Genomic DNA, 13,664 nt, shown 5'->3' with positions numbered 1-13,664 from the left:
CTTTATTCGAATTGGAACCATTGAAAACCTGGCGGGCAGGCTTGTTTTTAAAACAGAGGGTTGGAGTATTAATTTCATCCAACCAATTAGAATATTAGCAACATATTTAAATCTAAAAGATAATCGGATAATGAGCGTTCTTTCAAAGATTCACTTTGAAAAGCATTATTTAAAATATAAAGCTGATTTGGGTCATCCGTTGTAGGCACGGAATACAAGAGCTATGTAATTCGAATAAACAATTTTTCATTGAACTAAATATTTTGGTCTATTATTTTAAAATTGCTTACCAAAGCAGCCACTATTTCAAGTGATATTCAGCGGTTATCAACTGTCTGTCATATTACCCGCCAGCGATGGCGGGTAAATCAACTTTGATTTGCCAATTACTGAATTTCAAAAGAAATTAGAAAAGCTTAAAATTTATTGAGTTCGATATATTACGGTGGCTCGATTTTCATATCCTCTTTTATGGATTCCGGTATTGATCGTTGGATTGAAAGCCATTTTTAACTTTGACTTCTATCTTCATTTTGATGACAAACGGATCCAGGCTCAGATTTTCCTTGGCCTTGTTTTCATAGCTTTTGGGATTTGGCTTTCGAAGAAAGTTGCTGACAAAAATAGTGCTTCGCCTTTTCTCAATAAACTGATCAACAATATCGCTGTGAATGATATCACTGGCAAAAACCTCAGCTCTGCCATAGCCTTTTTAAAGGATATAGAGGATTTTGAGAAAGAGTAATAATTAATGAGTTGTGTCTAAAAAACTCGAATCACGAAGTGACATTTTTGGAGTTCTCGGACACACTCACAGAATTCGGGGGGTGAAATTTACAAGATTCTCCGTCATCCTAACAATATCCAGGAAAAAGAATGTTATTTTCGTTAAGACATTTATACTAGCAATTTACTCTTCTATAATAATCACCGGTGGCGAGTAACCAGTAGCAAAAGTACTATCTTCTAAGCAAAATACGGCATATTTGTAAGTTCCTACCGACACATTGTCCCTAATCGTTAAAGTTACTGGTTTATTTTTTTTGCCAGAACTTTTAGATTTCCCAAACAGACTCTCATCCATAAATTGAAAAAAAACGTCTGTCCCTTCCACTTTCCAGGTAATTTTGTCTTTCTTTTTTGCTTTTATCTTTTTTTTGTGATCCTGAGTGAGGACAACTTTCCATTCGCCCTTGATTTTTATAATGGATACCTGGTGATCTTTCGGCGCCATGGTTGAGTTTTCATCATCAAACCGATGTGATTTACCGGCAAAGCTCACGACTGAAATCACAAAAGCGAAAAGGGTGATGATCAAGATATGTCTCTTTTTCATAATAACCTCCCAAGGTTTATGTTAGTGGTTTAATAGATAGATTTACTTATACTAATCTTTCCAAAGTTTAATGCTAGAGTTTACTTACCAATTGTTGATATTTAACATCTGCTACCAACTCACGCAATTCAGGTTGATGTTCAATTTCTGATCTTGAGTAACCATTTTCCAAAGCCTTGCCAACCCATTGCAACGCTTTGTCACGCTCACCCAATTGCTCGTAAGCAGTTCCGACTTGGTACATCACCTGCACATTTTTTGGCGCCATTTCTAATGCCTGCGTTATATGTGTTAATGCTGCCTTTCGATTTGTTATCATTGCATAATATCCAGCCAGGCGTGAAATTACATCCGGATCATTTGGATTGACTTTTTTCTGCTCTTCAGCCAATTCGATAGCACGCTGGAAATTCTGCTGGGCTTTATCCCGCATGCCTGGAGTCCAATAACACGCAGAAGCGAGGTTACCCCAAACTGCATAATTATGATCATTTAATTCTAACGCCGTTTCATATGTTTGAACTGCATCCGCATACCGGCCTTCTATGTAGTAAAGCGTCCCTAAATTTGAGGCAGCACTATAAGATGCTTTCATAGCGAGCGAGTGTTCGAACATTTCGCGAGCATCTTTCCAACGTTTCAAATAATAATAGATTCCTCCCAGGTTGTTGTAGCCTCGATAATTATCAGGCGTGAGTTTTATAACTTGCTGAAATTGATTAATAGCTTCATCATAGCGGCTATGCCGATAGTAGAAAACACCCAAAACATTGTAACCAGCCCAGTATCCTGGTTTCATCTCAATCGCTTTTTGGTAGGTCAATTCCGCTTCTTCAAGCATTTCTTTAGATTCATAGGCTCTACCAAGACCCCGATAGGCACCTGCATTTTTCGGATCTATATCCAATGCATTTTTGAAGTCTTCAATTGCATCATCGTACTTTCCTGTTCCTGCATGGATAATGCCAAGAGTGATTTGCACGGGAGCAAGGTAGCTATTCAGATAGGCAGCCTGCTCGCATTGCTTTACGGCCTTCTCAACCCAAATAGGATCTTTCGAATCTCGATACTTGAGCCAATAGGCTTCGCCTAATCCCGCAAAAGCGAGGGCGTATGAGGAGTCTTGTTCAATTGCACGTTCGAATAAATTTATGGCAGCATCAAGGTTCTCTACGCTTTCATATCGCTGAAGATACCCACGGCCTTGTATGTAAAATTCATACGCTCCGGGAAAAGTAGTTCCACCTGCGGTTAACACTCCCCGCATTTCAGGTTTTAATTCAAGGTTAAGCATTTCCATCATCTTGATGACGGCATTGTCCTGTAAATCTGAGAGTTGTGCGAGATCAATATCTATTACGGAGGAATTTAACTGTCGTAAGTTTTTAGCATCCACCAGGTTTAATGTCAAGCGATAACCGTTATCGATACCTTGCAAGCTCCCCGTAACACACAAATTCACTCCGAAAGTCTGGTTAGCTTCACTGGGGCTGGTAATTTTCCTTTGCCGCACTTCGCTTGATGGTACTACCCACAGCGATCCGTGGAATTTTTCTAATTGTGTAACTTTGCTTGTCAGAGTTTCTACCAATCCGTCACAGAATGCTTGCCTGGACGACTCTCCTCCGATATTGTTAAAAGGAAGTACCAACAGGCTTCTCTGGTCTGGTACTGTTTCAAATCCAAACCAGCTACGTGGAGCCAGGAGAAAAAACAATGCAACAATGATTAATCCTGATAACCCAACCGCTATCCTTCGACTATTGGTTGAAATAGGAAATCGCACGGATCTCCTTTTTTTTATTGTAGTCGATGAAGACAATCCCAGGTCATCTTTTGCATCTTGTATGTCTACCAGAAGTTCCGAGACTGTTTGATATCTTTTGGTCTTGTCTTTCTCCAGGCATTTGCTCACGATTCGATCCAGCGATACAGGAATATTTTTCAAATGGCTGGATACCGGTTTAGAGTCCTCATTCACAATGGAGTACAGAATTGCCTGCTCGTAATCTCCTTTAAAGGGCAATTGTCCGGTTAACAATTCATAAAACAACACACCAAATGACCAGATGTCCGACCGTTGATCTACATCTTCGCCGGTAGTTTGTTCCGGTGACATGTACGAAGTAGTGCCGACAGTCGTTCCTTCTTTCGTGACTTGAGCGCCACCAGCTACTTTTGCCAGACCAAAGTCCATTATTTTAACCTGGCCTTTTTGGGTCATCATGATATTAGAGGATTTTATATCGCGGTGAACAATGCCCTTTTCATGTGCCATCTGCAATCCTTCTGCGATCTGGCCGGAAATTTGAATTGCTTCCTTCAACTCCAAAGGCCAGGATTTAATCTTTTCCCGTAATTCCTGGCCATCAACAAACTCCATCACAATGAAGAACTCGTCATCCACCTCTTCGCAAGAATAAACTGTAGCTATATTCGGGTGGTTGAGGGCTGCTGCAGCTTTTGCTTCGATTTTTAAACGTTCGCGTTTTTCTTCACTTACCCTTATTTCACGCGGTAGAAATTTAATAGCAACTTCCCGTTCGAGCCTGGTATCTTCGGCTTTATACACGACGCCCATCCCGCCCTCTCCAAGCTTTTCGAGAATTTTGTAATGAAGAATTTTTTGTCCAATCATCTTTTGGTTTCCCATGCGTAGGATGCGCGGGACTGGTACCCACCTTCGCCAAGCTTTTCTAGAATTTTGTAATGAAGGATTTTTTGTCCAATCATCTTTTGGATTCCCATGCGTAGGATGCGCGGGACTGGTGCCCGCCTTCGCCGAGTTTCTCAATGATCTTGTAGTGTAAAATTGTCTGACCAATCAATATTGAATCTCCGGAATTGAATGTGTGTTGGGAACAGTTCCAGCCTTCCCCCGATTTATCCACAGTTGTGTAATGTAAGATCGTTATGCCAATCATAAGTGTAAACTCAGCTATAATAATTATAGCTATTGTTGTAAGAGGTCAGAAATGAGACACTAGTTAAGGATATTTAATCGAATAACTGTATTGGAGTTTACTAGTTGAAACAGAAAATAGCAAGATTTATTTAAAATATTTCATATTAGATTGACGAAGGAATTTAACAGAATTAATTCCTTTAATTTTAATAATAATAAATATTTCTGAATATTGACTATCTCATAAGACAATATTTATCGATTCGCGTTGATTCGAACCTTTTTCCAACCAGATAAATCCATATATAACTATTTACTTTTTTTCAAATGATTACGAGGCTGTTCGAGTAATAAAAAAAGAAGATTGTCTGTAAAGGCAGGATCTTTCGTCATCGCAAGATGTTCAGTGAACAGAAACAACACTTGCCTCCATGTAATCGGAGAAATAAGGGTAGGCGACCATGTACCCCCCAGGCGTTCATCCATAAGCGCACTGCTCCGCAAGATAAACCACAATCGTAATGTGTTCTCAACATTATCCCGCCTCCAATCATAGTCGAACTGAAAGCAAGTAAAATGATCGTCACCATAATCGACTACACCTTCTTTACTCAGCTGTTCATCTCGATAACCACTTATTCCAAGAGCTGCAAGAATATCAATGTATGCGCTCATTTCAATCGGCAGGCCAAATAGTTTAATTTTTCCTCGAAATGACAGCATAAATGGTAATTTCTTAGAACCTCTAACATAACGAATGCGTTGTGTCGAACTCACGTTAAATAAGCTATATTTGGTAGTTGTAAATTTATGACCTGGCAGGTTTTTTCTAAGAAAGACATAATTTGTTAAAACAAAGAGTTTGCAACTTACCAGGTCTATTCGCAGTATTCTGAAATGCTTATCAAAACAAGAGCCAAATATATTATGAATATTTAAGTTTTAGTAACTGAGGAAACCATACTCGGATTCAGGAGTTTTGGTCATTCGTATTTGAGTATTGCGATCCCTGAACGAGTCAGGGACAAGCTATTTGAAATTTTATTTCCTCGATAATTTGTTGTCGAAAGCATCCAAACAAAGCTCTAAGCTAAAACCTGTTCAGGTTAGATTGCAGTAACAAGGGGTAACCGCTTAAAGTATCCTGCTAATTTTCGAGAAAAACCTTGACTTCTAATCATTGTACGAGTTAAATTAAACCCGCAAGACGAATTGCTTGACTTGACTATGTACTTTTTCTGTGAAGGTATTCTTCTATCTGTCTTGTAACATGGCTTGCTAAATAAAATGAAAACAGAATTAAAGCCAATAGAGAAATTTTAGAATACCATTTTAATATTTTGAGGAAGGACAATGGAAGTATCCGTTTCAGAATTAGAATCTAAAATCCTTGTAAAAATAATCGGTGCTGTTAGGCTGATAGATTCAGAATCTCTCAAGAATCCTTTTGAGAAGATCCTTGACGAATCCGAAAAGGATGTCATTGTTGATTTGATGAAATGTCCCGTTATGTCAAGTTTAGGTATAGGCAAGATTATTTTTTTGAACCATCGATTAGAAAAACAAAGTCGTACGATGGAAATAATCGGAATTCATGAACATTTGCTGGCATTATTCACATCTATGAAATTGCATATGGTCCTCAAAATTCGAGGAAATTAATTGTCTTTTAAAATCACTTAAAATCTTCACTCTTCCTTTTGCTTCTTTATCATGGCAACTACTTCCCTCGCCAATGCATTAGGAATCGGAATAGTTAAATGATATTGAACTACTTTCCACGCATTATTTTCCAAAATCAGAACCCCAGTCCCTCTGCATTCGCCATAATTCTCATTCATTAATAACTCATCGAACCAGGCAGTTTTTTTATCTGCTGAAAAATAGATATACCGGGATGTTTTCTTATAAGTCCATCCGCTTCCCTTTTCAAATCTTGCTTTAGTATAGGTTTTGAACTCGTCGATAGTCCATCGTTCGGTTATATCCGTTCCAAAGAAGATCGCATGGGTCGAATAATTGTTAAAATATCTTTTGTAATCGGCCTTCGAAGCAGCATCATGCAAATTGTCTAAAACTGCCGAAACGGCTTTTTCATCATCCCCGGATTGTTTAGCTGCTATCGATGAAGCAAATGTAAAAACACACAAAAAGGAAATAAAAGTAAGTATTTTCATGGTACTCTCTTCCGGTTAATCAACATAAATTTATTTTTATTAATTATACCCATCTGCAAGTCGAGCCACAAGCTTTTTCTGCTTTTCACTAGTCAGATCGATAAGCTATCAATATGAAATAGTATAATGTACTGTCAAAACAAATCTATGGCGTTCTTTTGAAAATTCACATAAAGGAATTATCATACCTATTTTACTCTTGTTTTTTTACAAAATCAAAAACCCAACCTATAAAATGAAAGCGGAACCAAATTCAATTCTGATTTAAGGTAAAACCTTCAGAAAGCTATCAGGGAATGGACTGTTTTTGACGATACAATGAAATAGAAAGGATAAGCTCAGTCGGGGAGCTAAAGTCTGCTCCGGAAACAATATCCTGTAGAACGGATTTATGAATTTTTTGCATCGATATGGTTTTGTTAACCAGTGCGAGTCTGGCGTTTATGCAGATGTAACCTATTTCAAACCAAGCAAGGAATAATTTTATGCGAATATTTTTTTTCTTTTGTACAATACTTTTGATGTCCGCCGTCCCGCTTCTTTCACAAACAATCGTCATAAACGAAGTACTGTCTTCAAATACTTCATCGATTACAGATGAAGATGGCGATTCTTCGGATTGGATCGAAATCTACAACAGCGGAAGTTTCCTGGTTGACTTAACAGGTTATGGCCTTTCCGATGAAAGTACACTACCCTATAAATGGGTATTCACTGAAACTTATTTGGCTCCTAACGAATTCTTACTGGTGTTTGCATCGGGTAAAGACAGGGCCGGAACCCACACCAATTTCAGGATAGACGCATCAGGTGAGACCCTGTACTTAACCAAACCCGGCGGCGAAATACCAGATTCCGTTGCTTTGGGTGAAATGGCCACTGACGTTTCTTATGGCCGTCAACTGGATGGCAGCGATAACTGGTTTTATTTCAAAGAACCGACTCCGCTTCGTGCCAACGATACCCAGGGTTTTGATTCAATTATCCTGGAGGTCCCAACCTACTCAATTAAACGCGGCCTTTATTCCAGTGCAGTAACCTTATCCTTGTCCACGGTAATCCCAGGTGCAATCGTTTACTATACTCTCGATGGTACCAAACCGTCTGCAATCTCCTCTGTTTATTCAACTCCTCTGGAAATTAGTGAGACAAGTGTGGTTCGTGCAAGAATCATGTCATCAGGTGTGCTTTCTGAAGTGACGAGAACCCATACCTATGTAATCAATAAACAAACCGATATGGCCATCGTTTCAATTACCACAAATCCGGCCAATCTCTGGGATAGTGCCGATGGAATTTATGTTAACTATAATAGTAACAGGGAAATCCCCATTTTTCTTGAGTTATTTGAACCGGACGGTATCGAAAGTTACAGTAAGGCAGCCGGAATGAAAATCCATGGCGGTTGGACCCGGGAGTTCCCGCAAAAATCATTTGCCATATTTGCCCGGGATAAATATGGGCCTTCCAGCATTAAGCATCGCTTATTTCCCGATCTCCCTTTCAATGAATACGAATCGTTCATATTGCGCAATTCCGGCGGCGACTTCGAGGCCGCCCATATCCGGGATCCACTGCTGCAAAGCCTCATCAAAGATCTGGATATCGAGACACAGTCCTATCGTCCGGCAGTGGTTTACTTAAATGGTGAATATTGGGGCATATTAAACATAAGAGAGAAATTAAACGAGCATTATATTGAAGCACACCACGGGATAAGCGAAGTAAACCTTGATATGCTGGAAAATGAGCAAGAAGTGATCCATGGAGATAACATCCATTATAATGCGATGCTTGCATATATTGCCAGTCACGATATGTCCCTGGAATACAGCTATGAATACCTAAAATCACAATTGGACATGGACAACTATCTGGACTACATGGTATCACAGCTTTATTTCGCTAATGTAGATTGGCCCGGATGGAATCTTAAGTATTGGCGGCCCAGAACTTCAGATGGTAAGTGGCGTTGGCTGGTTTTTGATCTCGATGACGGTTTCAAGTTGGGAAGTACTCAAAATTTTGGATACACTAACATGTTTGACTTTGCCACCGAACCAAATGGACCTGAATGGCCCAATCCGCCGTGGTCGACATTCTTATTTCGTAAATTGCTTGAAAATGAGGCCTTCAAAAGAGATTTCATAAATCGCTATGCCGATTATCTGAATACGATTTGGCAACCCGGCATTGTCCTTGCAAAAATTGACAACATGCTGGCTGAACTGGATCCGGAAATGCAGTTTCATTTGCAACGTTGGGGATTGTCCAATGAAGATTGGCATTTTGAAATTGATGAATTAAAATCATTTGCGGAAAATCGAGTCGAGGATGTGCGTACCAACATTCTTGCTGAATTTAGTATCCCTGGTCCGGCGCAAGTTACTTTGAACATTGCTTCTCTCAATGGCGGGAGTATTTTACTGAACAAAAATATAAGTGTGTGGGAATCCGTTTGGAACGGACAATATTTTAAAGGAATTCCGATCGAGTTGGCTGCCATCCCAAATCCTGGTTACAAGTTTATCGAGTGGACCGGTGATATAGCGGATGTTTCTCCTACTGTGACGATTCCTCTAAATGGTGATATTTCTGCCACTGCCTTATTTGAACTTGATGCCAATTCTTCCGGGTTTGTTGTAATCAATGAGATTAATTATCACTCGGCTCAGTATTTTGATCCTAAAGATTGGATCGAATTTTATAACGACAGCGACGCTTCTTTCGATTTGTCAAACTGGAGTTTTAGAGATGGCGATGAAAGCCATAATTTTGTCTTTCCGGTGGGAAGTATCCTGGCAGCCCATAAATTTTTGGTACTCAGTAGTGATACCACTGAATTTAGCCGATTCTTCCCGACTGTTAAGCCATTGGTAGCGGAGTTTGATTTTAATTTAGACAACGCAGGTGAGTCAATATACCTGATCAACGCAAATGGACAAATCGTCGATTCCCTGACCTATGATGATACGGCGCCCTGGCCGCTGCAAGCAGATGGCATTGGAGCAACTCTTGCATTAAATTCTCCGGAACTGGATAACGCGATTGCTCAAAATTGGTCGGCATCGATAAAACATGGTTCTCCCGGATCGGTAAATCAGATCATTACAGCAGTTGAAGCCCTGGCTTTCGAGAGCATTCCAGGATCGTTCTTATTGGAACAGAACTATCCGAATCCGTTTAATCCTGCGACAACGATATCGTTTCAAATCCCAAATAGAAACCATGTTCGGATAAAGATTTTCGATATTATGGGTAGAGAAGTCGTTACTCTTATAGATAAAGAATTTGAAGCAGGAATCCACCACATAAATTGGAATGCGTCTGCAAGCAACGCTTCCGGCGTTTATTTTTACAGGTTATGGACAAACGGATTCAGCCAGATTCGCAGGATGCTTTTGTTAAAATAAACCTGATGAATAACGTTGATCATTGCAATTCCGGTTTGAATCTCGGGGTATTATTTTTAAGCTAAATTAAAAGACAAAACTCAAATGGATTCCAAAGTGAAAAGGACGGGGTATGTTATAGCATTAGTTGTAATGGGTATTGGAGTGTTACATTTCCTGCCGATTACAATTCCTTATACTATAAAAGTACCCGGAAAAATAATTCACACAAGAGAATGGGTTTTACAAAGAGGGGATGATGGCAGTATAATATCCACCTTATACGATCACAGAACCGGTCTCATAAGGGATTATTCTGCAGTTCAAATCGACCGGGGAGATGCAGTACAATTTCAACTTTCTCCAACTATTTTTGCTAAAAACATTATCAATCCTGGTGATACTGTGGGTGTTTTTAAATCTAACGCTCTTCTTTTAAGATTATCGGGGCTATCCCGGGAGCTTGCTTTAGCCAAAGCATCACTTCAGGTAAATATTGCCGGAGAGAAGCAAGAAGTTATCATAGAAGCGAAAGAAAAGCTTGCCCTTGCACAAGTAAACCTGTTGAATCAAAATAGGATCTATTCCAGGCAAGATTCACTGTACCAATCAAAGTTAATTTCCAGAGAGGATTTTGAAATAACCAAAAATATAAAAATAGCCTATGAAATTGAACAATCGATCGCGAGAGCTCATCTTCAAGTCGTTCAGTCGGGAGCTAAACCGGAACAAATTCAATATTTAAAATCTGAAATTGAGTCTATTGAAACGGAGCTGCAAGTATTAAAAGAACGATTTAAAGATTTCACATTGATAAGTCCGATCAGTGGAATAATCTATCCAAGTATCTCAAGTGATACATTGCTTACTATTGGTGAACCAACCGGTATCGTCTTGATGCCGGTGAAAATAAATTATTTTAACGATCTCGATTTAACACAACGTGTAACTTTTGAAATACCAATAAAGGATTATGCTTTTGGTAAAATCGTTCGCAAAGAAGCAGTTTCACGAATCATAAACAATGAGCAAGTGTTTCTTGTGTATGCTGAATTAAATAATTCCGATAACCGGCTGCCATTTGGATTCATCATTCCATGTTCGATTACTCTAAATTCGTTAAAGCCATTACCGTATTTATTTCAAATGATAAAGTCAATTTTGATCTAAAAAAGCTATGGGTAGGATAGAATATAAATACTTAGTACCTAATGAGATGTTGACCCATATCAGGGATTATATTGCAAAATATGTGAGCCTGGATAAATATGCGGCAATGCGGCAAAAAAAGGAATATACCGTTCGTAGTTTGTATTACGATACATTAAATTTTAGTTTTTATCATGAGAAAATTGAAGGAATAAGAAAAAGAAAAAAGATAAGGATCAGGGGGTATAACGAATTTATGGGTGATGAACAGGTATTCCTTGAAATAAAACGGAAAAATGATGCAGCGATTACCAAGACTCGCGCATCCGTTGAATATCGCGATCTATCGTCTTTGATTGAAACAGGAGATGTGGATAAATTTATAGGTTCGAAGTGTGGAAATGGCTTAACAAAGACGAACGCATTAAACTTCTTATTTCACATAAACAATTTAGCATTAATGCCGAAGATTCTGATCAATTATGAAAGAGAAGCATATTATTATAAATTTAACCAAGATCTTAGAATTACATTCGATAAGAAATTACGGAGTAAAATCAGGGTGTCGATAGATGGTTTGTTTAAAGAAGTAAATTTTGTTAGAGCGTTTCCGAATTATTTTATACTTGAAATAAAAACACAATTGCATTTCCCCTCCTGGTTAAATTATGCGATCGGATCGTTAGAATTGCGACAACGTGCATTGTCTAAGTATACGATTTGTTTGGATTCGCATAAGCAAAAAGGATTAAAAATAGACAGATTGGAATTTGCCCAGAAGAAGATGGCATCAATCAATGATCAAAACTTTCTTGAGGTTGCCTGAAAAACATGTTAGACGGCTTTCAAAATCTATTTATTACTTCCATAAATGCTGAGCAGCTGCTCGGTAATTTAATTGTGGCGCTAGCTTGCGGACTCATCATATCAGCAGTGTATCGTTCCATTTACAATGGACCCAACTATTCTGCTAAATTTGTTCAAACCATGGTCGTGTTGGCGATGATCACAGCCTTGGTGATTATGGTCATCGGCAATAATTTAGCTCGTGCATTTGGGCTGGTTGGCGCCATGTCTATCATTCGTTTTCGAACAGCTGTAAAGGATACTCACGATATTGTTTTTATATTTTTTTCCCTGGCAGTCGGCATGGCAGCCGGAGTAGGATTAAGACTGATTGCTCTTTTAGGAACCCTTTTCATTGGGGTTATGATGTTGGGCCTATTCAAATTGAATTACGCCGCTCCTTCAAAACGTGAGTTTCTACTTCAATTCAATTGCGAATTACCGGACGATAAACCGCCTTATTTACCCATATTAGGAAAATTTTGTAAGAAATTTAGATTGGTGAATATGCAATCACTTGAGGAAAATGATATTTATGAAATATCATTTTATCTTGTTTTAAAAAATAAGGATAAAAGTTCTCTATTGATTAAAGCGCTGAACAATATTCCTGCGATAAGTCAAATCAGGTTTTTCTTTGATGAAGAGTGAATTTATATTGCATACGATGACACCTAATTCAGACGTATAATTTAAGGGGGAAATTGGGATTTACTAATTTAATTGAACCCAATTTATCCTTTTCTCTATCTTATCACTAAATAAATCTTTTCCTATACCAGTTTTTAACACAAGCTCCTGCGGCTTACGTTGCACAATCCCACTACTGGACGGGATGATTTTCTTCCTCTTTCAAAGAGGGGAATTCCAACAATCAACAACTAACCTCCTAATTCCACCTTAGTAACAAAGTAGCAAAGTGACAAGGTAAAAGGAAAAAGGAAAAAGGAAAAGGAAAAAAAGAAAAGACGAGAACAGAGAAGGGGAGAATGGATAATGTGGAGTTGTAAACCGACATTCATGTCGGCTCCGCACTAATTTTTACACACCCCTGAAAATCCCGTCCGGGCGGGATTTTCTTCCCCTCTCAAGAGGGGAAATCCAGCATCCAGCCTTAATTCTGTTTGGTAATTTTGATTTTTTGAATTTGAGATTTAATTGAGATTTGTATTTTGTTATTTGTGATTTCGCTTGTCAGCATCCGGCATCCGCCATCCGCCATCCGGCATCTGGTATCTGGTATCTAGCATCCAGCATCCAGCATCCAGTATCTAGCATCTAGCATCCAGCATCTGGTATCCAGCATCCAGGATCCAGCCACTAAGCGTGGCACAATTCTTGAAATAATACTTACTGGAGTCTGTTGAGATTACTCGAAAGGATTTACATAATATTTTAGATGTTTAGTTTATAAGTTATAAATTATTAAGAGGTTAACGATTTCATTATCACCCATCTATTTTCACCATGTCAGATTTTTCATACTATCAAAAGTGATGGAAGTGTCTCACGGTGAGACAATGAATCGCATGTTGATACAATCAAAAGGATATTATCTGATGAAAAACAAAACTAATCCTTGTTTTTTGAACTTAGTACCCAAACAAATAACAAAAAAAATAAGTCACTATTATTAGGGTTAAAAAAACCAGGTTCCTTTTTATAAACCATACAACCCTACAATTCAAAGGAGTTAACATGATGCGTACAATTTTAAGAAGTATGACCCTAGTGGCGCTTAGTCTCTTTGGTTTCCAAACCGCATTTGCCAACGATGTGGTGGTTAGCAACTCCACAGTCACAGGACAAGATGCACTTAATCACGTCGCTTTTGTGCAGTTTGACATCACCTGGGAGAA

The 13,664-nt window shown here is 38.7% G+C and carries 11 protein-coding genes; 6 read left to right on the top strand and 5 right to left on the bottom strand.

Going from position 1 to position 13,664, the window contains the following annotated elements; all coding sequences use genetic code 11:
- Window positions 1-445: 445 nt before the first annotated feature.
- On the top strand, window positions 446-745 hold the full coding sequence (locus IIC38_16890) for a hypothetical protein (GenBank protein ID MCH8127612.1): 300 nt from the start codon (window positions 446-448) through the stop codon (window positions 743-745).
- A gap of 165 nt (window positions 746-910) precedes the next feature.
- Here the strand turns inward: IIC38_16890 and IIC38_16885 are convergent, their stop codons facing one another.
- The 4 genes from IIC38_16885 to IIC38_16870 form a co-directional block, all read right to left on the bottom strand.
- A complete protein-coding gene (locus IIC38_16885) occupies window positions 911-1,336 on the bottom strand; it encodes a hypothetical protein (GenBank protein MCH8127611.1) in 426 nt (141 codons plus the stop codon).
- Window positions 1,337-1,409: 73 nt separating this feature from the next.
- The gene (locus tag IIC38_16880; protein MCH8127610.1) at window positions 1,410-3,974 is read right to left on the bottom strand and encodes a protein kinase; all 2,565 of its coding nucleotides are present in this window, start codon (window positions 3,972-3,974) and stop codon (window positions 1,410-1,412) included.
- 91 nt (window positions 3,975-4,065) lie between these two features.
- Window positions 4,066-4,260 carry a hypothetical protein gene (locus IIC38_16875; GenBank protein ID MCH8127609.1) on the bottom strand — a complete coding sequence of 65 codons (195 nt, stop codon included), beginning with the start codon at window positions 4,258-4,260 and terminating at the stop codon, window positions 4,066-4,068.
- Between the two features lie 290 nt (window positions 4,261-4,550).
- The gene (locus IIC38_16870; protein ID MCH8127608.1) at window positions 4,551-5,018 is read right to left on the bottom strand and encodes a hypothetical protein; all 468 of its coding nucleotides are present in this window, start codon (window positions 5,016-5,018) and stop codon (window positions 4,551-4,553) included.
- 576 nt (window positions 5,019-5,594) lie between these two features.
- On the opposite strand from IIC38_16870, the gene IIC38_16865 reads away from it, so the two are divergent.
- Window positions 5,595-5,903, top strand: coding sequence for an STAS domain-containing protein (locus tag IIC38_16865; GenBank protein MCH8127607.1), 309 nt, complete (start codon window positions 5,595-5,597; stop codon window positions 5,901-5,903).
- A 26-nt stretch (window positions 5,904-5,929) separates the two neighbouring features.
- On the opposite strand, the gene IIC38_16860 is transcribed toward IIC38_16865, so the two are convergent.
- Window positions 5,930-6,418, bottom strand: coding sequence for a nuclear transport factor 2 family protein (locus IIC38_16860; GenBank protein MCH8127606.1), 489 nt, complete (start codon window positions 6,416-6,418; stop codon window positions 5,930-5,932).
- 485 nt (window positions 6,419-6,903) lie between these two features.
- On the opposite strand from IIC38_16860, the gene IIC38_16855 reads away from it, so the two are divergent.
- The 4 genes from IIC38_16855 to IIC38_16840 all read left to right on the top strand — a co-directional run bounded on the left by IIC38_16855 (window position 6,904) and on the right by IIC38_16840 (window position 12,456).
- On the top strand, window positions 6,904-9,831 hold the full coding sequence (locus tag IIC38_16855) for a CotH kinase family protein (protein ID MCH8127605.1): 2,928 nt from the start codon (window positions 6,904-6,906) through the stop codon (window positions 9,829-9,831).
- A 96-nt stretch (window positions 9,832-9,927) separates the two neighbouring features.
- Window positions 9,928-10,980, top strand: a complete 1,053-nt coding sequence (locus IIC38_16850; protein MCH8127604.1) for a hypothetical protein — start codon at window positions 9,928-9,930, stop codon at window positions 10,978-10,980.
- Between the two features lie 7 nt (window positions 10,981-10,987).
- On the top strand, window positions 10,988-11,785 hold the full coding sequence (locus IIC38_16845; protein MCH8127603.1) for a polyphosphate polymerase domain-containing protein: 798 nt from the start codon (window positions 10,988-10,990) through the stop codon (window positions 11,783-11,785).
- Between the two features lie 5 nt (window positions 11,786-11,790).
- Complete coding sequence (locus IIC38_16840; GenBank protein ID MCH8127602.1) at window positions 11,791-12,456, top strand: DUF4956 domain-containing protein; 666 nt, start codon at window positions 11,791-11,793, stop codon at window positions 12,454-12,456.
- Window positions 12,457-13,664: the final 1,208 nt, after the last annotated feature.

This window comes from candidate division KSB1 bacterium, from assembly GCA_022566355.1.
Lineage (GTDB): Bacteria > Zhuqueibacterota > JdFR-76 > JdFR-76 > DREG01 > JADFJB01.
The sequence above is the reverse complement of the archived record's forward strand: the minus strand, read 5'-3'. Positions and strand labels throughout refer to the sequence as shown.

What these genes read in the sequence shown, in the direction of transcription:
- IIC38_16885 (MCH8127611.1), bottom strand. Translation starts at nt 1,336, where the DNA reads ATGAAAAAGAGACATATCTTGATCATCACCCTTTTCGCTTTTGTGATT.
- IIC38_16855 (MCH8127605.1), top strand. Translation starts at nt 6,904, where the DNA reads ATGCGAATATTTTTTTTCTTTTGTACAATACTTTTGATGTCCGCCGTC.
- IIC38_16860 (MCH8127606.1), bottom strand. Translation starts at nt 6,418, where the DNA reads ATGAAAATACTTACTTTTATTTCCTTTTTGTGTGTTTTTACATTTGCT.
- IIC38_16845 (MCH8127603.1), top strand. Translation starts at nt 10,988, where the DNA reads ATGGGTAGGATAGAATATAAATACTTAGTACCTAATGAGATGTTGACC.
- IIC38_16840 (MCH8127602.1), top strand. Translation starts at nt 11,791, where the DNA reads ATGTTAGACGGCTTTCAAAATCTATTTATTACTTCCATAAATGCTGAG.
- IIC38_16880 (MCH8127610.1), bottom strand. Translation starts at nt 3,974, where the DNA reads ATGATTGGACAAAAAATTCTTCATTACAAAATTCTCGAAAAGCTTGGA.
- IIC38_16875 (MCH8127609.1), bottom strand. Translation starts at nt 4,260, where the DNA reads ATGATTGGCATAACGATCTTACATTACACAACTGTGGATAAATCGGGG.
- IIC38_16865 (MCH8127607.1), top strand. Translation starts at nt 5,595, where the DNA reads ATGGAAGTATCCGTTTCAGAATTAGAATCTAAAATCCTTGTAAAAATA.